Origin of the sequence: Serratia ficaria, assembly GCF_900187015.1 — a bacterium.
In the GTDB taxonomy this organism is placed as follows: domain Bacteria; phylum Pseudomonadota; class Gammaproteobacteria; order Enterobacterales; family Enterobacteriaceae; genus Serratia; species Serratia ficaria.
Window position 1 is genome coordinate 2,488,471 of the sequence record NZ_LT906479.1, and the last position, 22,209, is coordinate 2,510,679.

At 64.2% G+C, this 22,209-nt stretch carries 16 protein-coding genes; 10 read left to right on the top strand and 6 right to left on the bottom strand.

Annotation, left to right across the window (positions count from 1 at the left end; genetic code table 11):
• Positions 1–9: 9 nt before the first annotated feature.
• Complete coding sequence (locus CKW09_RS11825) at positions 10–1,260, bottom strand: extracellular solute-binding protein (RefSeq protein WP_095097369.1); 1,251 nt, start codon at positions 1,258–1,260, stop codon at positions 10–12.
• Between the two features lie 137 nt (positions 1,261–1,397).
• Here CKW09_RS11825 and CKW09_RS11830 point away from each other — a divergent pair, with 137 nt between their 5' ends.
• From CKW09_RS11830 to dcp, 6 genes are all read left to right on the top strand, one after another.
• A complete protein-coding gene (locus tag CKW09_RS11830; protein ID WP_061795640.1) occupies positions 1,398–2,570 on the top strand; it encodes an ROK family transcriptional regulator in 1,173 nt (390 codons plus the stop codon).
• Positions 2,571–2,883: 313 nt separating this feature from the next.
• Positions 2,884–4,215 (top strand): guanine deaminase, encoded by a 1,332-nt coding sequence (gene guaD, locus CKW09_RS11835; protein ID WP_095097372.1) that lies wholly within the window; start codon positions 2,884–2,886, stop codon positions 4,213–4,215.
• Complete coding sequence (gene xdhA / locus CKW09_RS11840) at positions 4,212–5,648, top strand: xanthine dehydrogenase small subunit (protein WP_061795642.1); 1,437 nt, start codon at positions 4,212–4,214, stop codon at positions 5,646–5,648. The genes guaD and xdhA overlap by 4 nt, the downstream gene beginning before the upstream one ends.
• Complete coding sequence (xdhB, locus tag CKW09_RS11845) at positions 5,635–8,010, top strand: xanthine dehydrogenase molybdopterin binding subunit (protein ID WP_095097375.1); 2,376 nt, start codon at positions 5,635–5,637, stop codon at positions 8,008–8,010. Before xdhA ends, xdhB begins: the two co-directional genes overlap by 14 nt.
• Positions 8,003–8,791 carry a xanthine dehydrogenase accessory protein XdhC gene (xdhC, locus tag CKW09_RS11850; protein ID WP_061795644.1) on the top strand — a complete coding sequence of 263 codons (789 nt, stop codon included), beginning with the start codon at positions 8,003–8,005 and terminating at the stop codon, positions 8,789–8,791. The genes xdhB and xdhC overlap by 8 nt, the downstream gene beginning before the upstream one ends.
• 116 nt (positions 8,792–8,907) lie before the next feature.
• Positions 8,908–11,109, top strand: a complete 2,202-nt coding sequence (gene dcp, locus CKW09_RS11855) for a peptidyl-dipeptidase Dcp (RefSeq protein ID WP_095097378.1) — start codon at positions 8,908–8,910, stop codon at positions 11,107–11,109.
• Positions 11,110–11,285: 176 nt separating this feature from the next.
• Here dcp and CKW09_RS11860 read toward each other — a convergent pair whose 3' ends face one another.
• From CKW09_RS11860 to CKW09_RS11880, 5 genes are all read right to left on the bottom strand, one after another.
• The gene (locus CKW09_RS11860; protein WP_061795646.1) at positions 11,286–12,596 is read right to left on the bottom strand and encodes an MFS transporter; all 1,311 of its coding nucleotides are present in this window, start codon (positions 12,594–12,596) and stop codon (positions 11,286–11,288) included.
• 135 nt (positions 12,597–12,731) lie between these two features.
• Entirely contained in the window at positions 12,732–13,361 is a 630-nt protein-coding gene (locus CKW09_RS11865) for an N-carbamoylsarcosine amidohydrolase (RefSeq protein WP_061795647.1), read from the bottom strand.
• A 9-nt stretch (positions 13,362–13,370) separates the two neighbouring features.
• Positions 13,371–14,123: a maleate cis-trans isomerase family protein gene (locus tag CKW09_RS11870; RefSeq protein WP_061795648.1), complete on the bottom strand. Its 753-nt coding sequence runs from the start codon at positions 14,121–14,123 to the stop codon at positions 13,371–13,373.
• Between the two features lie 16 nt (positions 14,124–14,139).
• Positions 14,140–14,934: an alpha/beta fold hydrolase gene (locus CKW09_RS11875; protein ID WP_095097381.1), complete on the bottom strand. Its 795-nt coding sequence runs from the start codon at positions 14,932–14,934 to the stop codon at positions 14,140–14,142.
• Positions 14,931–16,082: an FAD-dependent monooxygenase gene (locus CKW09_RS11880; protein WP_061795650.1), complete on the bottom strand. Its 1,152-nt coding sequence runs from the start codon at positions 16,080–16,082 to the stop codon at positions 14,931–14,933. Before CKW09_RS11880 ends, CKW09_RS11875 begins: the two co-directional genes overlap by 4 nt.
• A gap of 329 nt (positions 16,083–16,411) precedes the next feature.
• Here CKW09_RS11880 and CKW09_RS11885 point away from each other — a divergent pair, with 329 nt between their 5' ends.
• The 4 genes from CKW09_RS11885 to CKW09_RS11900 all read left to right on the top strand — a co-directional run bounded on the left by CKW09_RS11885 (position 16,412) and on the right by CKW09_RS11900 (position 22,206).
• Entirely contained in the window at positions 16,412–17,470 is a 1,059-nt protein-coding gene (locus CKW09_RS11885; RefSeq protein WP_061795651.1) for a 2,5-dihydroxypyridine 5,6-dioxygenase, read from the top strand.
• A gap of 67 nt (positions 17,471–17,537) precedes the next feature.
• Entirely contained in the window at positions 17,538–18,011 is a 474-nt protein-coding gene (locus CKW09_RS11890) for a MarR family winged helix-turn-helix transcriptional regulator (protein ID WP_061795652.1), read from the top strand.
• Between the two features lie 87 nt (positions 18,012–18,098).
• Entirely contained in the window at positions 18,099–18,641 is a 543-nt protein-coding gene (locus tag CKW09_RS11895; protein WP_061795653.1) for a (2Fe-2S)-binding protein, read from the top strand.
• Positions 18,634–22,206 carry a molybdopterin cofactor-binding domain-containing protein gene (locus CKW09_RS11900; RefSeq protein ID WP_095097384.1) on the top strand — a complete coding sequence of 1,191 codons (3,573 nt, stop codon included), beginning with the start codon at positions 18,634–18,636 and terminating at the stop codon, positions 22,204–22,206. The genes CKW09_RS11895 and CKW09_RS11900 overlap by 8 nt, the downstream gene beginning before the upstream one ends.
• Positions 22,207–22,209: the final 3 nt, after the last annotated feature.

Below are 22,209 nucleotides of genomic sequence, written 5' to 3' on the forward strand. Positions count from 1 at the left end.
GCTCATTCCTCAACGCAGCCGCGCGGCGCTTTCGCTCGCCGCGTCCAGCCCTTCCTGCGGCGTGACCTTGCCCTGCAGGATCTGCTGCAGATTCTGCTGCAGTCCGTTGGACATCCTTGAATAATCGGCGGTTTCCGGGCGTGACAACATCACGTTTAACGCCTGTTTGGCGGCGGCGATCAGCGGCTCCTGGCCTTTTTGCACCGCCGGATCATCATAGGAAGACTTCCAGATCGGCAGGCTCAGCCTGGCGTATTTGTCCTGCACCGGCTGCGAGGTCATGTAGCTGATGTACTGCCAGGCCTGATCGGGATGGGCGCTGGCCTTGGCGATGCCGAGGCCCATCGATCCGTTCACCGCCGCGACCTGGCCGTCGACCGATCCCGGCGCCGGAACGATGCCGATGTCGCCGGCCACTTTGCTCTGTTTCGGATCGTTGGCCATGTTGTACATATAGGTCCAGTTGAGGGCGAAGGCGGCGTCGCCGTTGGAGAAGGCCTTGCGCACGTCCTCTTCCAGATATTCGCGCGAGTTCGGGTTGGTCAGTCCCTTGTCCAGCGAGTCTTTCATGTAGTTGACCGCCTGCAGCGAGCCGGGGGAGGAGAAGCTGATTTTCCCCTGCTGAACGAACTGCCCCTTGAAGGCCGACACCAGCGTGGTGTAGTCGCAGATCAGCGCTTCGGCCTGCGACCAGCTCCATACCAGCGGGTACTTGACCAGATTTTTCTGCTTGAGGATTTCCGCCTGCCGCGCCAGCTCCTGCCAGGTTTTCGGCGGGGCGCTGATGCCGGCCTTGGCCAACATCGCTTTGTTGTAATACAGGTATTTGGTGTCGAGGATCCACGGCATGCCCCAGCGCTTGTCCTTATAGGTGACGGTGGTCATGGCGCCGTCGAAGATCTTGCCGCTGTCGGCGGCGCTGATGCGCGAGGTGACGTCCTGCAGCAGGCCGAATTTGGTGAATTCGGCCGGCCAGATGGCGTCGAACAGCACCACGTCGTAGCCGTTGCTGCCGGCGCCGCGCGCCGCGACGATTTTATCGTGCAGCGCTTCGTAGGGCACGAACTCCAGATTAACGGCGATATCCGGGTGCTGTTTGCTGAAGTCCGCGGTCATGGCGCGGATGTCGTTTTCGCTGTAGGCCGCCTGGGTCATGAACAGCGCGTTGATGCGCGTCGGGGCGGCGTTGGCGCAGGAAGCGCCGAACGCCAGGGCGGACAGGGTACAGACCGCCGTGGCGGCAAGGGGTTGGCTTTTCATTCGTGCGTTCTCCGGTGTTAACAAGCGTTGAACCGGAACCCTTGGGCAAACCAGGCGCCGGTTACTTAAATCAATTTGATTGCTTTAATGGAGGGCACCATACTGCTAAGACGATTTCCCTTTCTGCATAGGCAGTTATGACGACATCCGGCACTAACCTTGAACATGCTCGCGCACATAACCGGCGCGTAGTGATAGAGGCTATTCGTTTGCACGGCGAGCTGACCCGCGCCGAAATTGCCCGGCTGACGTCACTGACGCCGCAAACCGTTTCGAATATCGCGACGGAGCTGGAACGGGCCGGCATTCTCTCCTCGCACCTGCCGCGCCGCGCCGGCGGAAGGGGCCAACCGGCGACGCCGCTGACCCTGAACCCGAACAGCGCGTACTCCATCGGCATCCATCTGGATCACCAGACGCTGTTGATCATCGTCGTCGATTTATCAGGCAGCGTTCGCTTCCACCGGCTGATTATGGTGCAAAAGCCCCAGCCTGCCGCCACCTTGAAACTGATTTGTGATGTACTGCAAGAAATGCGCCAGCAGCCGGATCTGGCGTGGGGCAAAATGCTCGGCATCGGCGTGGTGATGCCGGGGCCGTTTGGCGTGGAGGGGATTTCCTCGGTGGGGCCGACCACGCTCAACGGCTGGGAGAATACCGACGTGGTGGCCGATCTGGCGGCGCAGAGCGGGCTGCCGGTAACGCTGGAAAACGACGCTACCGTCGCCGCCATCGGCGAGCGTTTGCACGGGGTGGCCAAGCGGCTCAATTCCTTTATTTATTTGTATCTCGGCACCGGGTTGGGGGCGGGGATCTTCACCGACGGGCGAATTTACACCGGCCATGCGCACAATGCTGGTGAGGTCGGCCACATGATTGTGCAACCGGGCGGCAAAGACTGCTACTGCGGCAACCGGGGCTGCCTGGAGCGTTACGTTTCGCTGCAGGCGGCCTACGAGAGCTGCGGGCTGGATCCGATGCGCGCCATGCCGCAGGATCTGCTGGCGCTGCCGCAGGAAAAGCTCGATACCTGGCTGGATCTGGCGGCGCCGCCGCTGCGGCAGGCGATCAACATCATCGAATGCATGTTCGACGCCGAAGCGGTGATTATCGGCGGCCTGATGCCGGAAAGCCTGGTCGGGCAGCTGATTAAACGGCTGACGCCGCTGCACCGTTCGGTGCGCAGCAAATACCTCGACGGCCTGCGGGTGCGGCTGGGCACCACCGGCGCCGATACGGCGGCGCTGGGGGCGGCGGCGTTGCCGCTGTTCGATGAATTCAACCCGCGCTATGAAGTGTTATTGAAATAACCGCTTTCTGTTCCGGTTGGGCTATTCCTGCCCATTATTGGTGCAACCCGCGGATTAAGCCAATATAAGCAAACGGTTGCTATTTCAAGGCAACCGTTTGCTTATATTTCGCTTATTTCTTTCGCCGGACAATATTTTTCGAATAATTAATATCTCATTGTTTTAAATAAAAAAATTACAATAAAAAACCAACTGGCACGCCGCTTGCTATTCTTGAATCAACACCTGCGATCGTTAAAAGACCGCCATATTTCGTCGGGCTGAGCTCACTCAGCCGGATGCTGTGCGCTGGTCGCCAGAAAAGGAACGGCAAATGAGCATGCAATTCACCACGGCTATCCGTGGCAATTTTTTCGATATCGCCGCCTGCGTGGATGAACCGCAGCGGCTGGACGCGCAGCTGCGGCATATTCCCGACGGCCTGCTGTTGCTGAACGAGGGGACGATCGTCTGGCACGGCAGCTGGCGGCAGGGCGAGGCGCTGTTGCCGCCGGGTTTTGCGGTGACCGATTATCGCGACAAGCTGATCGTGCCGGGGTTTGTCGACAGCCACATTCATTATCCGCAAACCGAAATGATAGGCGCTTATGGCGACCAACTGCTGGGGTGGCTGAAAAACTACACCTTCCCGACGGAAAGCCGCTTTGCCTGCGAAAAACACGCCGGTGAAATGAGCGCCTTCTTTCTGCGGCAGCTGTTGAGCAACGGCACCACCACCGCGCTGGTGTTCGGCACCGTGCATCCGCAGTCGGTGGATGCGCTGTTCAGCCAGGCGGCGGCGCTGAACATGCGCCTGATCGCCGGCAAGGTGATGATGGATCGCCATGCGCCGCCGGCGCTGCTGGAGACCCCGGAACAGAGCTACCGCCAAACGCGGGCGCTGATCGAACGCTGGCACGGCAGGCAACGCCTGAGCTACGCCATTACGCCGCGCTTCGCGCCGACCAGCACGCCGGCCTTGCTGGCGCAGGTGCAGCGGCTGCGCGAAGAGTTTCCGGACGCGTATCTGCACACCCACCTGAGCGAGAACCCCGATGAAATCGCCTGGGTGAAAGCACTGTTTCCGGAAAGCCGCAGCTACCTGGACGTTTACCACCGCTACGGGCTGACCGGCGGCAAAAGCGTGTTCGCCCACTGCCTGCATCTGGAGGAACAGGAGTGGGACTGCCTGTGCCGAACCCGCTCGTCCATCGCCTTTTGCCCCACCTCCAACCTGTTCCTCGGCAGCGGGCTGTTCAACCTGCAAAAGGCCTGGCAGAAGCGGGTGAAGCTGGGTATCGGTACCGACGTGGGCGCCGGCACCACCTTCAACATGCTGCAGACGCTGGGCGAGGCCTATAAAGTGGGGCAGCTGCAGCGTTACAAGCTCTCCGCCTGCGAGGCGTTTTACCACGCTACCCTGGGCGGTGCGCGGGCGCTGGCGCTGGACGACAAGATCGGCAATTTCACCCCCGGTAAAGAGGCGGATTTCGTGGTGCTGGATCCGGCGGTATCGGCGTTGCAGAAGCTGCGGCATGAAAACAGCCCCGCGCTGGCGGACCAGCTGTTCGTGCTGATGACGCTGGGGGACGACCGCAACATTTACCGCACCTACGTCGACGGCAAGGTGGTGTATCAGGCGCCTGCGCGCGAGGAGGCGGCATGATCCGGTTTCTGCTCAATAACAGGTTGAAAAGCGAGGCGGCGCTCGACCCGAACACCACGCTGCTCAACTACCTGCGCCGCGATCTGGGGCGTTGCGGCACCAAAGAAGGCTGCGCTTCGGGCGACTGCGGCGCCTGCACCGTGGTGTTGGCGGAGCCGCATGACGGCGAGTTGCGCTACCGCAGCGTCAACGCCTGCCTGACGCTGGTCAGCGCGCTGCACGGCAGGCAGCTGATTACCGTGGAAGATTTGAAACAAAACGGCCGGCTGCACGGCGTGCAGCAGGCGATGGTGGACTGCCACGGCTCGCAGTGCGGGTTTTGTACGCCGGGCTTCGTAATGTCGATGTTCTGCCTGCAAAAAAATAGCGCCGATTATCGGCGCGAAGCGGCGCAGCAGGCGCTGGCCGGCAACCTGTGCCGCTGCACCGGCTATCGCCCCATTTTGGCGGCGGCGCAGCAGGCCTGTGAACGGCAAACCCCCGACGGCTTCGACCTGGAACGGCAACGGACGCTGCGGCAGCTGCAGGCTATCGAGCCCGCCAAATCGCAGGAGGCGGCCGGCAAGCGCTGCCTGATGCCGCAGACCCTCGACGAGCTGGCGGCGCTGTATCGGCAACACCCCCAGGCCAAACTGCTGGCGGGCGGCACCGATTTGGCGCTGGAAATCACCCAGCGCCATCAGGATCTGCCGCTGTTGATCGCGCTGGGCCAGGTGGCCGAGCTGAAGCGGACGCAGCGCGCGGACGGCAGGCTGACGATCGGCGCCGGGGCGACGCTGAGCGACCTGTACCCGCTGCTGGAGGGTTACCATCCGGCCTTTGGCGAGCTGCTGGCGCGCTTCGCCTCGCAGCAGATCCGCAATCAGGGCACGCTGGGCGGCAATATCGCCAACGCTTCGCCGATCGGCGACGGCGCGCCGCTGCTGCTGGCGCTGGATGCGCAGCTGATGCTGCGCTGCGGCGAACGGCGGCGCGCGCTGCCGCTGCGCCAGTTCTTCCTCGGCTATCGGCAAACCGCGCTGCAGCCCGGCGAATTTATCGAAAGCATCTCGCTGCCGGCCGACGCGCCGGCGGACTTCCGCGCCTGGAAAGTGTCCAAACGACGGGAGGATGACATCTCCGCGGTGTGCGGCGCATTCAATCTGACCATCGAACAGGGGGTGGTGCGCGAGGCGCGGGTGGCGTTCGGCGGCATGGCGGCCACGCCGCAGCGCGCGCTGCGCTGCGAACAACGGCTGGTGGGCCAACCCTGGCGCAGGGCCACGGTGGAGCTGGCGGCGCAGGCCTTGGCGCAGGACTTCACCCCGCTGAGCGATTTCCGCGCCAGCAGCGCTTACCGGCTGTTGGTGGCGCAAAACCTGCTGCGCCGTTATTTTATCGCGCTGACGGCGCCGCAAACGGCAATCGAGGTGACCGCCCATGAGCCACGCTAAACGCATCGAGTACAGCCAGCAACAGCTGGCCGCGCTTTTCCACCAGGGCTTGAGCAGCGGCGCAGGCCGCAGCCGCAAGCATGAAAGCGCCGACAAACACGTCAGCGGCGAGGCGCACTACATTGACGATCGGCTGGAGTTCCCCAATCAGCTGCACCTGGCGGCGAAGCTGAGCGAGCGGGCGCATGCGCGGATCGAAAAACTGGACGTTTCCGCCTGTGCGGCTTTCCCCGGCGTGGTGCGGGTCATTACCTGGCGAGACGTACCGGGCGAGCTGGATATCGCGCCGCTGACCCAGGGCGACCCGCTGCTGGCGAAAGATGAGGTGGAGTACCTCGGCCAGGTGATTGCGGTGGTGGCGGCCGAGGATCCGGAAATCGCCTGGCGCGCCGCACAGGCGATCCGGGTGGAGTATCAGGATCTGCCGGCGCAGCTGGACGTCACCCGGTCATTGCGCGAAGGCTATCTGGTACAGGAAGCGCACCGCCATCAGCGCGGCGACGCCGATGCCGCGCTGGCGCAGGCGCAGCACCGCCTGCAGGGCGAGCTGCACGTCGGGGGCCAGGAACACTTTTATCTGGAAACCCAAATCGCCTCGGTGCTGCCGACCGAGGACGGCGGCATGCTGGTCTATTCATCGACCCAAAACCCGACCGAAATCCAGAAGCTGGTAGCCTCGGTGCTCAATCTGCCGATGCACCGGGTGACCGTCGACATGCGCCGCATGGGCGGCGGCTTTGGCGGCAAGGAGACCCAGGCGGGCGGCGCGGCCTGCCTGTGTGCCGTCGTCGCGCATCTTACCGGCCGGCCGGTCAAAATGCGCCTCAACCGCCGCGACGACATGCTGATCACCGGCAAACGTCACCCGTTTTATATTCGCTACGACGTCGGTTTCAACGACGAGGGCCTGCTGAACGGGGTGAAAATCGATCTGGCGGGCAACTGCGGTTACTCGCTCGATCTCTCGGGCTCGATCGTCGACCGCGCGATGTTCCATGCCGACAACGCCTATTTTCTGCAGGACGTGCTGATCGTCGGCCACCGCTGCAAGACCCACATCGCCTCCAACACCGCCTACCGCGGCTTCGGCGGGCCGCAGGGCATGATGGCCATCGAAGAAATCATGGATTGCATCGCCCGCTATCTGGCGCGCGATCCGCTGGCGGTGCGTAAAATCAATTACTACGGCAAAGACCGGCGCAACGTCACCCATTACCATCAGCCGGTGGAGCAAAACCTGCTGCAGGAGATCACCGCCGAGCTGGAGCAGAGCGCCGACTATCGGGCGCGCCGCGCCGCGATCCGCGATTTCAACGCGCAGAACCCGATCCTGAAGAAAGGGCTGGCGCTGACGCCGGTCAAATTCGGCATTTCCTTTACCGCCAGCTTCCTGAACCAGGCCGGCGCGCTGGTGCTGGTGTATACCGACGGCAGCATCCAGCTCAACCACGGCGGCACCGAAATGGGCCAGGGGCTGAACACCAAGGTGGCGCAGATTGTCGCCGCGGTGTTTCAGGTGGATATCGCGCGCATTCAGATCACCGCCACCGACACCGGCAAAGTGCCCAATACCTCGCCGACCGCCGCCTCGTCCGGCACCGATCTGAACGGCAAGGCGGCGGAAAACGCCGCGCAGATCATCAAACGGCGGTTGGTGGACATGCTGGTCAAACAGCATGCCGTCAGCGCCGACCAGGTGGCGTTCAGCAATGGCCAGGTGCGGGTCGGCGAGCGCTACTTCAGCTTTGAGCAGGTGGTCGAGCAGGCCTATTTCAATCAGGTTTCGCTGGCCAGCACCGGTTACTACCGCACGCCGAAAATTTTCTACGATCGCGACCAAGCCAGCGGCCATCCGTTTTACTACTTCGCCTATGGCGCGGCCTGCGCGGAGGTGGTGATCGACACGCTGACCGGCGAATACCGGCTGCTGCGCGCCGACATCCTGCACGACGTCGGCGATTCGCTGAACCCGGCGATCGACATCGGCCAGGTGGAGGGCGGTTTTGTGCAGGGCATGGGGTGGCTGACCAGCGAAGAGCTGGTGTGGGATGAGCAGGGCAAGCTGCTGACCAACGGCCCGGCCAGCTACAAAATCCCGGCGATTGGCGACGTGCCGGCCGATTTGCGCGTTCGGCTGCTGGAAAACCGCCAAAACCCGGAAGACACGGTATTTCATTCCAAGGCGGTGGGCGAACCGCCGTTTATGCTGGGCATCTCGGTGTGGTGCGCCATCAAGGACGCGGTGGCCAGCCTGGCGGACTATCGCCGGCAGCCCGCCATCGACGCGCCGGCCACGCCGGAACGGGTGCTGTGGGGCGTACAGCAGATGCTGACCGCGGTGCGGGAGAACGGAGATGGATGAATGGATTGAGGCGCTGGCCGCGCTGCGGCAACGCGGCGAACCCTGCGTGCTGGTCACGCTGGTGGATGAGCTTGGCTCCACGCCGCGCAACCGCGGCACCAAAATGCTGGTGACCGCCGAAGGGGCGGTCGATACCATCGGCGGCGGCCACCTGGAGTTTCAGGCGCTGGCGATCGCGCGCGACATGCTGCGGCAGGGCGTCAGCCGCCTGCGGCTGGAGCGTTTCCCGCTGGCGGCCCGGCTCGGCCAGTGCTGCGGCGGCGCCACCCGCGTGCTGTTCGAACCGCTGATCCCGCCGCGCCCGCAGATTGCGCTGTTCGGCGCCGGCCATGTCGGGCGCGCGCTGGTGAACATTCTCGCCACGCTGCCGTGCCGGGTGCGCTGGATAGACGCCCGCGCGGAGCAATTCCCGGCGCAAATTCCCGCCGGGGTCAGCCGCATCGTCAGCGAAGATCCGCTCGAGGAGGTCGACGCCATGCCGGCGGGCGGTTATTTCATCGTGATGACCCACGACCACGCGCTGGATCTGGCGCTGGCGGAACGCATCCTGCGGCGCGGCGACGCCGGCTATTTCGGCCTGATCGGCTCGTTGACCAAGCGCAAACGCTTCGAATATAAGCTTGCCCAGCGCGGTCTCGGCGAAACGGCGATCGCCGCCATGCGCTGCCCGCTCGGCCTGCCGGACGTAAAAGGCAAGCTGCCGGCGGAAATCGCGGTGGCGGTGGCCGGAGAGATTGTGGCCTGCTATGGGCATAAATCAAGGTCTGGCTCGGATGTTTGACTTCTAATCACTTGTTTTTGCTCAAACTGATAACTGCGCCTAAGCTAGGATGTGACTCGGCGGGGGCGTCCGCTCCCCGCGAACTTATTCTGTGAACATGGAGGAGTTTCGATTTGATGCGTTTATCGACATTGGTGCTGGCGATCGGCATGGCGCTGGGCACGCAGGCTCAGGCGGCAGAAACCCACCCGCACGCCGACCACAGCGCACTGCCCAGCGGCCAGGCGAAGGAGGCTAACGTGACCGGTGAAGCCAATCAGCACGAGAATAAAAAGAACGCCAATCCGTTCTTCTATCAGAGCCGCCTGCCGTTCCAGGCGCCGCCGTTCAACCTGATCAAAGAAAGCGACTATGCGCCGGCCATCGACGCGGGCATCAGGCAAAAGCGGGAAGAGGTGGAAAAAATCGCCAATAACCCGGCCAGGCCCAACTTCAAGAATACCTTTATCGCGCTGGAGCAGTCCGGCGCGCTGCTGACGCGGGTGATGAACGTGTTCGGCGCCATGACCTCGGCCAACACCAGCGACGCGCTGCAAAAGCTGGATGAGGAAAGCTCGCCGAAGCTGGCGGCGCTGAACGACGATATCATGCTGAACGGCAAACTGTTCGCGCGCATCAAGGCCATCTATCAGCAGCGCGACGCGCTGAAGCTGGATGCGGAGTCGCGCCGCCTGGTGGAGGTGACTTACAAGAACTTCGAACTGGCCGGCGCCAATCTGTCCGATGCCGATAAGGTCAAGCTGAAGGCGCTGAATCAGGAAGCGGCGACGCTGAGCACCCAATTCACCAACAAACTGCTGGCGGCGAGCAAAAACGGCGCGCTGGCGGTCACCGACCAGGCTAAGCTCGCCGGGCTGTCCGAGGGCGAACTGGCCGCGGCGGCGCAGGCCGCCGGCGAACGCAAGCTGGACAAGCAGTGGCTGCTGGTATTGCAGAACACCACCCAGCAGCCGGACCTGCAGAGCCTGAAAGATCGCGAGACGCGCAAGGCGCTGTTCGACGCCTCCTGGACGCGGGCGGAAAAGGGCGACGGCAACGATACTCGCCAGACGATCTCTCGCCTGGCCAAGGTGCGCGCCGAGCAGGCCAGGCTGCTGGGTTTCCCGAACTACGCCGCCTGGAAACTGCAAAACCAGATGGCCAAAACGCCGGATGCGGCGCTGAGCTTTATGCGCAACATCGTGCCGGCGGCCACCGCGCGCGCCGGGCGCGAGGCCAAAGACATTCAGGCGGTGATCGACCGGCAGAAAGGCGGCTTCAAGGTCGAGGCCTGGGATTGGCAGTTCTACGCCGAGCAGGTGCGCAAGGCCAGGTACGATCTGGATGAGTCGCAGATCAAGCCTTACTTCGAGCTGGATAACGTGCTGAACAACGGCGTGTTCTACGCCGCCAACCTGCTGTACGGCATCAGCTTCAAGCAGCGCAAGGACATCCCGGTTTATCAGCCGGACGTCAAGGTTTATGAGGTGTTCGATAAAGACGGCAAATCGTTGGCGCTGTTCTATACCGACTACTTTAAGCGCGACAACAAGGGCGGCGGCGCCTGGATGAGCAACTTCGTCGAACAGTCGAAGCTCAACGGCACCCGGCCGGTGATTTACAACGTCGCCAATTTCACCAAGCCGGCGCCGGGCCAGCCCGCGCTGCTGTCTTATGACGACGTGATCACCCTGTTCCACGAGTTCGGCCATGCGCTGCACGGCATGTTCGCCGATCAGGAATACCCGAGCCTGTCCGGCACCAACACCGCGCGCGACTTCGTCGAGTTCCCGTCGCAGTTCAACGAGCACTGGGCCAGCGATCCGAAAGTGTTCGCGCACTTCGCCAGGCATTACCAAACCGGCGAAGCGATGCCGCAGGCACTGGTCGACAAAATCAAGAAGGCCGACAAGTTCAACAAGGGCTATGACATGACCGAACTGCTGTCCGCCGCCTTGCTGGACATGCACTGGCATATGCTGACCGCCGACCAGCCGCAGCAGGACGTCGACAAGTTCGAAGCCGAGTCGCTGCAGAAAGACAAGGTCGACCTCAGCTATGTGCCGCCGCGTTACCGTTCCAGCTACTTCCAGCATATCTGGGGCAACGGCTACGCCGCCGGTTACTACGCCTATCTGTGGACCGAAATGCTGGCGGACGACGCCTTCCAGTGGTTCAGCGAGCACGGCGGCCTGACGGCGGAAAACGGCCAGCGCTTCCGCGACATGGTGCTGTCGCGCGGCAACAGCCAGGATCTGGAGAAGCTGTACGTCGACTGGCGCGGCAAAGAGCCGAGCATCGAACCCATGCTGATCAACCGCGGGCTGAAAGACGAGTAATCGCCTGCGATAGCCGCAAAACCGGAGCCGCCGCGGCTCCGGTTTTTTTTTGCCTCGCAGACAACGCTGAGCGGGATGCCGACAAAACACCAGCAATTCCACCGGCTCCCGTCGGCAATGCCGCAATGCAGGCTATTCACCACTTCCGCGATGGCTTCGCCCGTCAGTGGCCGGGATCAGCGATTCACCACCTTGGCCGGCAGGGCGACCACCAGCAGCGAGCTGAGCAGCAGGCAGCCGGCGAAGGCCCACAGCGCGCCGCCGCTTTTGCCGGTCAGATCCAGCGCCAGCCCCATCAGCGAATTGCTCACCAGCCCGGCGATGTTGGCCAGCGAACAGGCCAGCGCGAAGCCGGTGGCCGCCGCGGTGCCGCGCAGGAAGGTGGCCGGCAGGCTGAAAAATACCGGCACCGCGCCGATGATCGCCGCCTGGGCGACGGAAAACAGCAGCACCGTGGCCACCAGATTATGGGTGAAGAAGGTGCTGCCGGCCATCGCCATCGCGCCGACGATAAAGGGCACGATAATGTGCCAGCGCCGTTCGCGCAGCCGATCCGAACTGCTGCCGATCAACAGCATGCCCAACAGGGCGGCCACGCTCGGTATGGCGGTGAGGTAGCCGATGGTGGTGATGTCGGTCACGCCGGCGGTTTTGATAAAGGTCGGCATCCAAAAGCCCATGGCGTAGGCGCTGAGCAAAATGGCGAAGTCGATGCCGCCCAGCATCCACACCTTCAGGTTAAAGAAACCGTCGCGGAAGCTGTGCTTGCTGTGGCTGGCTTCGGCGTCGTCGCGCGCCAGATCCTCGGCGATGCGGCCTTTTTCTTCCTGCGTCAGCCATTTGGCCTGCTGGTAGGTGTTCGGCAGCACCCAGAAGGTCAGCACGCCCAGCAACACGCTGGGAATGCCCTCCAGCAGAAACAGCCACTGCCAGCCGTGCAGCCCGTGGCGCATGTCGAAGTGGCCCATGATCCAGCCGGAAATCGGCCCGCCCAGCACGCTAGACAGCGGCAGGCCAATCATGAACAGCGCGATGATGCGGCCGCGGCGGTAGGTGGGGAACCACAGCGTCAGGTAATACAGCACCCCCGGCAGGAAGCCGGCCTCCGCCACGCCGAGCAGGAAACGGATGGCGTAAAACTGGTTGGGGGTGGTGACGAACATGGTGGCGGCGGACAGCAGCCCCCAGGTGATCATGATGCGGGCGATCCACACCTTGGCGCCGACGCGCTGCAGGATCAGGTTGCTCGGCACCTCGAACAGGATATAACCGACGAAAAACAGCCCGGCGCCCAGGCCGAAGGCCGCTTCGCTCAGCTGCAGCGCGTCGGTCATCTGCAGCTTGGCCAGCCCGACGTTGATGCGGTCAAGGTAGGCCGCCAGATAACACAGGCAGAGGAACGGGATCAGCTTCCAGGTGATTTTGCGGTACAGCAGCAGCGATTCTGCGCCCGCTTTCCCCGCTGACGGGGTGTCAACAATGGCCATGATGATGTCTCCAGGTGGTGCGTTGTGGCCTCCGGAGGAGGTGCCTGTTGTGTTTGCGTTGCGCCGGCCTGTTTCGGGCGGTCGCGTGAGGCGCTTTTCGCGCCTTCGTTATTGTTGTTGCAGGTGAAGCCCGGTTCAGCGCCGTTTCAGGTAATCGATCGCCTCCCGTTTGCTCACCACGTCGCCGTACTTGCTGTCGATGTCGAACAGGTTGGCCTCATGCGGGCCGGGGTGGCGATCGCCGACGCACTCGCGCACCACGATGGTGCGAAAGCCGTGCTGTACCGCATCCACCGCGCTGGCGCGGATGCAGCCGCTGGTGGAGCAGCCGATCAACAGCAAGGTGTCGATCCCTTGCGCCACCAGCAGCGGCGCCAGCGCGGTGCCGAAAAAGGCGCTGGCGTACCGCTTGCTCAGCACCACTTCATCGGCCAGCGGCGCCACCGGCGGACAGAACGCCGCCAACGGATTGCCTTCGACCATGTCTTTCATTACCGGCGCTTTTTTGACCCACATGCCGCCATCGGCAAAATGGCCTGCATGATAGCGGATATTGGTGTGGATCACCGGAATTCCCGCCTGGCGCGCGCAGGCCAGCAGCGCCACGCTTTCGTCGACCGCGCTGACCACGCCGGGCGCGAACAGCGGCGCGCCCGGCGTGGTGTAGCCCTGCATGAAGTCGATCGCCAGCAGCGCCGGGCGTTGGCCGAAACCGATGCGCCGGCCCCAGACGCCGCTGTAGTTATCGGCAAGCGATTCGCTCATGGTGCCTCCTCAGTAAGCGCCGGAAAGCAGGGCGCCCGCGCCTGGCACGATCGGCTCCAGCTCCAGCGCGGTCAGCATTGCGTAGGTGGTGGCGATGGCGGCGGTGAGCACCGGTTTGCCGGTTTGCGCCTCAACCGCCGGCACCGCCGGCAGCGAAGGCATCTGCACGCAGGCCGAAAGCACGATGGCGTCGACGTCGCTCAGGTCCATCTCCGCGACGATGCCCGGCAGCCTGGCCGGATCGTGGCGGCCGACCTCGAGGTTGTCGGCGATCTCCAGCGCGCGCCACACCTTGACCTCGATGCCTTCGTGCTGGATGTAGTCCACCACCATCTGGGTGAGCGGCTTCATATAGGGCGCCACCAGCGCGATGCGTTTGGCGCCCAGCACCTTCAGGCCGTTGACCAACGCGCCGGCGCTGCTGACAACCGGCGCGGCGGCGTTGTTGTTTTGCGTCACCTGCGCCAGCCTGGCCTGCGATTCGCGATGGTAGCCCAGGCCCATCGACATGATGGCCACCAGGCAGGCGTAACCGAGCACGTCGACCCGGGCGTCGGAAAGCTCCAGCGCGCAGCGATCGGATTCGGCGTCCATCGCCGCCAGTTCCTCTTTGTTGACGTGCTTCATGCGCATGCGGCTGGAGTGGAAGGTGAAACGTTCCGGGCGGATCAGCTGGCGCGCGGTCAGCATCGCCGGGATCTCGGTTTCCATGGTGGTGTTGGAGCTGGGCACTATCTGGCCGATACGGTAGTTGTTGCTCATGATTGGCATTCCTCAATTAATCCAGAAAGTCGCCCAGGGCGCGGAAGAAACCGTCAACGTCGTCCCACGGGATCATATGCCCGGCGTTCTCGACCTCGACGATGGCGATTTCCGGCTGCAGCGCGCGGATTTCCTCGCGATCTTCCGGCAGGATCACCCCGCCTTTGCCGGCGATCATCAGCAGCGTCGGCATGGTCAGCCGCGGGTAGTCGCCGTGGCTGTCGACCTGGTGGAAATCGTCATAGGCGCGTCGGATGGCGGGCTCGTAACAGGTATGCAGCCACTCGGCGCGCAGCCGGCGCTGCTCTTCGCTCCAGGTCGGGCAGTAGGCGCGCATCTGTTCGGCGTCCATCCCCTGGCGCGACTGGCGGATCGAATCGGCGTACCACGGCCACTTGCCCGGGTAGTCGCGCCGCCCGGGGCCGGACACCGGCGGATCGACCAGCACCAGCCGCCGTACGCCGGCCGGCTGCAGCGCCGCGGCGCGCAGGGCGAAGCGCGCGCCCATCGAATGGCCGAGCAGGGCGTAGCTCTGCAGCCCCAGCGCGGCGGCGAAGGCGTTGACGTCCTGCGCGCAGGTTTCGGCATCGTAGGCCAGCTCCGGGCCGCTGGAGGAGAGGCCGCGGCCGCGCACGTCGAGCACGTAGGTGTCGTATTTTTCGCCCAGCCGTTCGGCGACGAAGCCCCAGGTGATCGCCGGGCTGGTGATGCCGGGGATCAGGATCAGCGTCGGCCCGCGGCCGCCGTAGCGCAGGTAGTGCTGGCGGATGCCGTTGGCTTGCACATTGGCGCCATACAGGAAAGTGCTCATGCGGCGTTCTCCGATTTCAGCGATTGCGCATACAGGTCGTAGCCGTAGACCCAGGCCGGATCTTCCTGGGTGCGCAGGAAGGTGTTGGCGTTGGATACCGCCTGCACCCTTGATGCGCGCTCCTTGCGGTTGGCCTCATACAGCTGGAAGGCGGTGCGGTAGTCGCTCAGCCCGGTTTCCTGCAGGCAGCGGGTCAGCATGGCGGCGTCTTCGATCGCCATCGCCGCGCCCTGCGCCATATGGGGTTTCATCGGGTGGCAAGCGTCGCCCAGCAGCACCAGCCGGCCTTCGCTCCACAGCGGCAGCGGCTTGCGGTTGAGCAGCGGCCATTTGGTGACCTGTTCGCTGGACTCGATCAGCGCCTGTACGATCGGGTGGTAGCCGGCGAAGGTGTCGAACATCTCCTCGCGGCTGCTGTCGATAAAGCTGCCCTGGAAATCCCAGGCCGGGTGCGGCACGCCGCTGACGTAATAATATTCGTCACGTTTTTGAGTGGTGTAGTAAACCATCAGGTGGCGGTCCGCCGACCACCACTTCACGCAGTCTTCGAAACTCAGGTTGTACTTCGCCAGCGTCTCGCCGCGGATCAGCGCGCGGTGGGCGACCCAGCCGCTGTAGGTGGGGGCTTCCGCACCCAGCAGGTGCTCGCGAATGCGCGAGTTGATGCCGTCGGCGCCGATCACGATATCGGCCTGGGCCGAACTGCCGTCGGCGAAGTTCAGCATCACGCCGTCGCCGCGGTCTTCAATCTGGCTCAGGCACTTGCCGAAGTGCAGCGTGCCGGGCTGCAGCGCCGACAGCTGCAGCGCCTGCAGATCGCCGCGGTGCACCGTCACATAGGCGGCGCCGTATTCCTTGCGGGCGAAGGCGCCCAGCTCGATGCGCGACAGGTAATCGCCGCTTTCCGCGTCGCGGCTGAACCAGAAATCAGGGTGCGAAGCCATCTGCTCCAGCGGCTGTTCGATGCCGAGGCGCCGGAAAATCTTCAGCACGTTCGGCCCCATGTGGATGCCGGCGCCCAGCCGAGAAAACGCCGGGCTCTGCTCATACAGATCGACGGTAAAGCCGGCTTTTTGCAGCAGCCCGGCGGCGGCGGCCCCGCCCAAACCTGCGCCGACCACGGCGATGCGTTGTTGTTTGCTCATCATGTTTCCCCTGTCTGTTGGCTTTTTCACTCTTGCGCCCAACGCGGTGTCGGACGACTGATTTATAGTGTATACGCTAAATAACGCAAAGTTGCACAAGTGTTAAATTAGATCTTGCTCACGCTAATTGGCGGTTAACTTCTGTTAATCTCAGGGTAATCACAGGATTGATGGGGCGTGAAATAGGACTTTCTTATGGATGCGAGCGACGTCTTGCTTCCCGTTGAATTTTGGTCTTATATGATAAAAGAGTGTGTTCGCTTTAATTCGTGCAAAATATCGCCGACCGCCCGTGGGCCGTCGGTCACCCTTGACGCAACAGGAGATACATCATGGCGGTCAATGATAGTCAGCTGGTTCAACTGTTCGAACAGGTGCTAACGCTGTCGAAGGTCGATGCTTCGCAGAGCGTGGCGATCCTGAAAAGCCACTATTCCGATGCGCGCACGGTGCGCGCCGCCACCGATGCCGCGCTGCGGCTCGGCGCCAAGGTGTATGCGGTGGAGCTGCCGTCGTTCAACCACCCGCGGGCGATGGGCAACGACATGACCGCCTACTGCGGCGACACCGCGTTGACCGGCAACCCTGCGGCGCAGCGCGCGCTGGAGGCCGCCGATCTGATCGTCGACACCATGATGCTGCTGCATTCGCCGGAGCAGGAACAGATCCTGAAAACCGGCACGCGCATTTTGCTGGCAGTCGAACCGCCGGAGGTATTGGCACGGATGTTGCCTGATGCTGAGGACAAGGCGCGGGTGCTGGCCGCCGCGGCGGTGCTGGAGCAGGCGCAGCTGATGCAGGTGAAATCCGCCGCCGGCAGCGATTTTCGCGCGCCTTTGGGGCAGTACCCGACGGTGACCGAATACGGCTATGCCGATGAACCGGGGCGCTGGGACCACTGGCCGAGCGGTTTCCTGTTCACCTGGCCTAACGAAGAGCAGGCGGAAGGGGTGCTGGTGCTGGAGGTGGGCGACATTCTGTTGCCGTTCAAGAGCTATGCGCGCGAACGCATCACCCTGGAGATCGAAAAAGGCTTCGTGACCCGCATTCACGGCGGCTTCGAGGCGGAGTATCTGCGGGAATACATGAAGTATTTCAACGATCCGGAGGTGTACGGCATCTCGCACATCGGCTGGGGGCTGCAGCCGCGCGCCCAGTGGACGGCGATGGGCCTGCACGATAAAAACGACGGCATGTGTATGGATGCGCGCGCGTTTTACGGCAATTTCCTGTTCTCCACCGGGCCGAATACCGAAGTCGGCGGCACGCGCAAAACGCCTTGCCATATGGACATTGCGCTGCGCCGCTGCGATATCGCGCTCGACGGCCAGACGGTGGTGGCGGACGGCGAGGTGGTGGCGCCGGCGGCGTCGCGGGTGCGCCAGGGTTAACCGTTGCTGTTAACCGCGGGGGTTTGTACTATTCTCGGTGAATTCCATAGACGGTGAGAGTAACGCAATGACGCCCCCCGAATACCCGGCTGCAGAGAGCGGCAAGCCTGAAAACTATCACTTTACCGAACAGGTCGGGCACCTGCTGCGCAAGGTTTATCAGCGCCACGTGGCTATTTTTCAGCACAACGTCGGCGATTCGCAGCTGACCGCGGTGCAGTTCATCACCCTGTGCGCGGTGCGCGACATGGGGCCGAGTTCGCTGACCGAGCTGGTGCAGGTGACGGCGGTCGATCAGGCCACCATTCGCGGCATCGTCGAGCGGTTGAAGGCGCGCGAGCTGATCACCGTCATGCCGGATCCGATCGACCGGCGCAAGGTGGTGGTCGGGCTGACCGACGCCGGCGCGGCATTGCTGGCTGAAACGCTGCCGCATGCGGCGAAGATCACAGAACTGACCTTTGGCACCCTGAATCCGGCCGAACGTATAGCGCTGATATTCCTGCTCAATAAAATGCTGGAGGATCCGCAGCCCGGCTGACTCGCCATCGCAACTTCGGTTGTCTGGCGGTCGGCGGCGCGGTTCTCGGCCCACAAAAGACAACCAGAGCGCAGGCGGAGACGCGACATGGCGATATCTGAAGTGCAATCGTCCAGGGAGGGCGCGATAAAAACGCTGACGGAGCATCCGCTGATGCTGTCGGTGAACGGCGAAAACATCCATACCCGGGTAATGGCGGACACGCCGCTGTTGCTGGTGCTGCGCAACGATCTGGCGCTCAACGGCCCCAAGTACGGCTGCGGCCTGGGCGAGTGTGGCGCCTGTACGGTGCTGATTGACGGCGTGGCGGCGCGCGCCTGCGTGATCCCGGCGCTGGGCATTGCCGGCCGCGCGGTCGTCACGCTGGAAGGGCTGGGCGACCGGGAACACCCGCACCCGGTGCAGCGCGCCTTTATCGAAGAACAGGCGGCCCAGTGCGGCTACTGCCTGAACGGCATGATCATGACCACCAAGGCCCTGCTGGATCGCAACCCGTCGCCGAGCGACGCGGAGATCCGCCAGGCGCTGTCCGGCAATCTGTGCCGCTGCGGCACCCATATCGAAATTCTGCGTGCGGTTCAGCGCGCCATCATTCTCTGCCGCGATGAGGAAACCCAGCCCGATGACTGACGCCCATTCCCCATTGCCGACCCAGGCCGAGCTGCTGCAGCGCGACGGCGTGCTGCTGATTATCGACAGCATTCAACCGCCGCCGGGCCTGGTGCCGAAAGGCCAAACGCCGACGCTGAAACCCAAAGAGCAGGGGCTGTTCATCGCCCTGTGCGACAGCGGCGAAATCTACGCCTTCAACGGCCATGTCGATCTCGGGACCGGCGTACGCACCGCGCTGGGGCAGATAGTCGCCGAAGAGCTGTATCTGCGCATGGATCAGGTGCGCATGGTGCTGGGCGATACCGAGCGCGCGCCGAATCAGGGCGCCACCATCGCCAGCGCCACGCTGCAGATTTCCGCCGTGCCGCTGCGCAACGCCGCCGCCGAAGCGCGCCGCTGGCTGTTGCAGCGGGCGGCGCAGCGCTTTGGCCTGCCGGCAGAGCAGCTGACGCTGGAAGAGGGACGGATCCGCAACCCGCAGGGGCAGGCGCTCGGCTACGCCGAGCTGGTGGCGGGCGGGCACGTCGAGCTGGCGATTTCCGGCGATGCGCCGCTCAAACCTCAGGCCGAATACCGGTTGGTGGGCACCAGCGCCGCGCGGGTCGATATTCCGGCCAAGGCCACCGGCGAATCCACCTACGTGCACGACATGCGCCTGCCGAACATGCTGCATGGCCGGGTGGTGCGCCCGCCGTACGCCGGTTACGACAGCGGCGAATTCGTCGGCACCAGCCTGCTGGCGGTGGATGAAGCTTCGATCGCCCATATTCCCGGCATCGTCAAGCTGGTGACGATCGGCGATTTCATCGGCATCGTCGCCGAGCGCGAAGAGCAGGCGATCAAGGCGGCGCAGGCGTTGCAGGTCAGCTGGAAGGACTGGCGGCGCAATCTGCCGCAGCTGGCCGACGTGGCGCAGGCGCTGCGCGACAATCCGCGCTCGACCCGGGTGGTGCACGACACCGGCGACGTCGATGCGGCGCTGGCGGCGGCCGACCGGCGCTTGACCCGCAGCTACCTGTGGCCGTATCAGCTGCATGCCTCGATCGGGCCTTCCTGCGCACTGGCGGACTATCGACCGGAGCGGCTGCAGGTGTGGTCCGGCAGCCAGAACCCGCATCTGCTGCGCGCCGATCTGGCCTGGCTGCTGGAGTACCCCGAGCAACAGATAGAAATTATTCGCATGGAGGCCGCCGGCTGCTATGGCCGCAACTGCGCCGATGACGTCTGCGCCGACGCGGCGCTGCTGTCGCGCGCGGTGGGGCGGCCGGTGCGGGTGCAGCTCACGCGCGAGCAGGAGCACCTGTGGGAGCCGAAGGGCACCGCGCAGCTGATGGAGGTGGACGGCGGGCTGGACGCCGCCGGCCATCCGGTGGGTTACGATTTCCGCACCTATTACCCCTCCAACGGCGCGCCGACGCTGGCGCTGCTGCTGACCGGCCGGGTAGAGCCGCTGCCGGTGGCCTATGAGATGGGCGACCGCACCTCGGTGCCGCCGTACGACTATCCGGCGCTGCGCGTCAGCATCGAAGACATGGCGCCGATCGTGCGTGCCTCCTGGATGCGCGGGGTTTCCGCGCTGCCGAACACCTTCGCGCACGAATCTTACATCGACGAACTGGCGCATGCCGCCGGCGTCGATCCGCTGGAGTATCGGCTGCGCTATATCAGCGACGAGCGCGCCAGCGAACTGATGCGCAGCACCGCCGAACGCGCCGGCTGGACGCCGCACACCGAACCGATGCAGACCCCGGCGGAAGACGGGGTGCTGCGCGGGCGCGGCTTTGCCTATGCGCGCTATATCCACAGCAAGTTCCCCGGTTTCGGCGCCGCCTGGGCGGCCTGGGTGGCCGACGTGGCGATCGACAAAGCCAGCGGCGAAGTGGCGGTAACGCGCATCGTGGTGGGGCATGACGCCGGCATGATGGTGAATCCCGACGGCGTGCGCCACCAGATCCACGGCAACGTGCTCCAGTCCACCAGCCGGGTGCTGAAGGAGCGGGTGACCTTCGAAGAGTCGACGGTGTCCAGCAAGGAATGGGGCGCCTATCCGATCCTGACTTTCCCCGAGGTGCCGGAAGTCGACGTGGTGATGATGCCGCGCCCGTACGATCCGCCGCTGGGCGCCGGTGAATCGGCCTCGGTGCCGAGCGCGGCGGCCATCGCCAATGCGGTGTTCGACGCCACCGGCATCCGGTTTCGCGAGCTGCCGATCACCTCGGATCGCCTGCGTGAGGCGCTGAACGGCCCGGACAGCGCCCGGCAGGCGCCGCCGCCGGCCAAATCCCGGCGCAGCAAATGGTGGTTCGGCGGCGCGGCCGGCCTGTTCGGCGCGGTGTTGGGCATCGCCGGCGCCGCGCTGCCTTGGCGCGCCGAAATCGCGCCGGTCGCCACGCCGGGCGCGGGCACCTGGTCAGCCGCCACGCTGGAGCGCGGCCGTCAGCTGGCCGCCGCCGGGGATTGCGCGGTGTGCCACACCGCCGCCGAGGGGGCGACCAACGCCGGCGGGCTGGCGATGGAAACGCCGTTCGGCACCCTGTACAGCACCAATATCACGCCGGACGTCGAAACCGGCATCGGCAACTGGTCGTTTACCGCCTTTGAGCGGGCGATGCGGCAGGGCATCAGCCGCGACGGCCGCCATCTGTACCCGGCGTTTCCTTATACCGCGTTCAGTAAAATGACCGACGGCGACATGCAGGCGCTGTACGCCTATATGATGTCGCAGCCCGCGGTATCGCAAAGCAACCCGGCCAATCAGATGCGTTTTCCGTTCAACATGCGGCCGCTGATGGCCGGTTGGAACGCGCTGTTTCTGCGGCAGGGCGAGTTTCAGCCCGACCCCGCCCAGACCGCGCAGTGGAACCGGGGCTCCTATCTGGTCAACGGCCTCGGCCACTGCGCAGCCTGCCACTCGCCGCGCAATCTGCTGGGCGCTGAAAAGGGCGGCGCGGGTTTTCTGGCGGGCGCGATGGTCGACGGTTGGGAAGCGCCGGCGCTGAATCAGTTGGCCAATGCGGATAAACCCTGGAGCGAAGAACAGCTGTTCCAGTACCTGCGCAGCGGGCACTCGAGCGAACACGGCGTGGCGGCCGGGCCGATGGGGCCGGTGGTCGGCGAGCTGGCGACGCTGCCCGAATCCGACGTGCGGGCGATGGCCAACTATCTGATTTCACTGAGCGACCCGGCGCCGTTGAATGTGGAGCCGCAGGCGCAGCTGGCCGCCCGCGTTAAGCCGGCGTTTTCGCAGCAGGCCGGCGAGCGGCTGTTTCAGGGCGCCTGTCAGGCCTGCCACAGCGCCGCCGCCGGCGGGCCGCAGCTGTTCGGCGTCAGCCCGGATCTGGCCGCCAACACCAATATCTTCAGTGAGCGGCCGGATAACCTGATCAACGTGATCCTGCAGGGGATCTCCAAGCCGGCCACCGCCGAGCTGGGCTTTATGCCGGGTTTTAAAGACAGCTTCTCGGATCGGCAGGTGACCGATCTGGTGAACTATCTGCGCCAGCGCTACGCCGGCGACAAACCGGCCTGGCGTGATGTGGAGGCGCAGGTGGCGCGGCTGCGCGCCAACCCGGGCAGCCATTAACGG